Here is a 949-nt window from a genome sequence, read left to right as displayed (position 1 = left end):
GAATCGAGAGCGGAGGTCGGCAAAAACCAGCTCTCAGGCCTTTTTTTCTTTATGTTTCAGGTGGATAGGTAAAAATGCCTTCAGCGGGGCTCTGTCCGCCAAAACCGTTTACTGGCGAAAGCCTTGCCCGATCGGTCTTGAAATATCGCTCGAGTTGCCGTGCGTTTGGCCTCGATTTCGACCGCGATATAGGTCTTCAGGGCTACAGGCAGATAGGCCCTGATCGAAGTCACATAGCCTGATTGATGCGATTCGAACCGGCGTCGAAGATCGTTTGTCGACCCGACATAGACACCGCCATTATGAAGCTGCAGGAAATACACGTACCACATGGTCCCCCTACGCTACTTGGTAGCTTCGGGCGACACTCCCACGCCCGAAATGCGGTTCCGGGTGGCCTGCCACCCGAAGCCCGCAGGGCGTAGGGTGGCGGAGAGGATGGGATTCGAACCCACGAGAAGCTTTTGACCTCTACTCCCTTAGCAGGGGAGCGCCTTCGACCACTCGGCCACCTCTCCGTTGCGCCGCTGGATAAAGAAAAGCGCCGGCACAATCAACAAGCCCGCATCATTATATGCAAAATAAGAAGGCGCCGAACCGCGACCTTCCATGGATGTGGCGGTTCTGCGGTTGTTTCTGGCCAGCGACTCGGGAACTCGCCATGATTCCGGCGGCCCTTCGCCGGATTCGGCGCAAACAAGGGATTGCGGCGGGCCTGATGGTTAACGAGAGCTTTCTGAGTGAGGCCAAATCGTGTCATTTGTGCAACAACGCCGGGGGATAGCAGCTAGGCAGCCCTTTCACCGGTACGATCGTGGTTGAACGCCGCCGCCTCATGGGTAATGTCGATTTCGAAGGAGCGGCGCGGTGCGCATCTTTTTCGGTAGTGGGGATGGGGCAGGGAACGCTGTCCTTCAGCAAAGAATACCCAGACCCGTTTTTTAACTTT

General features: G+C 56.4%; 1 protein-coding gene and 1 tRNA gene. Both read right to left on the bottom strand.

What is annotated here, in order from left to right:
- Window positions 1–80 precede the first annotated feature (80 nt).
- Window positions 81–332: a GIY-YIG nuclease family protein gene (locus EOB49_RS34175; protein ID WP_127383524.1), complete on the bottom strand. Its 252-nt coding sequence runs from the start codon at window positions 330–332 to the stop codon at window positions 81–83.
- 95 nt (window positions 333–427) lie between these two features.
- A tRNA-Ser gene (locus EOB49_RS34170) sits at window positions 428–518 on the bottom strand.
- Between the last annotated feature and the right edge of the window lie 431 nt (window positions 519–949).

This window comes from Mesorhizobium sp. M7A.F.Ca.MR.148.00.0.0 (assembly GCF_003997735.1).
Lineage (GTDB): Bacteria > Pseudomonadota > Alphaproteobacteria > Rhizobiales > Rhizobiaceae > Mesorhizobium.
Note: the sequence above shows the minus strand (reverse complement) of the source record. Positions and strands in the feature narration are given on the sequence as shown.

Bases quoted from the DNA above. Each gene is read 5' to 3' on its own strand.
- EOB49_RS34175 (WP_127383524.1), bottom strand. From the start codon at position 332: ATGTGGTACGTGTATTTCCTGCAGCTTCATAATGGCGGTGTCTATGTC.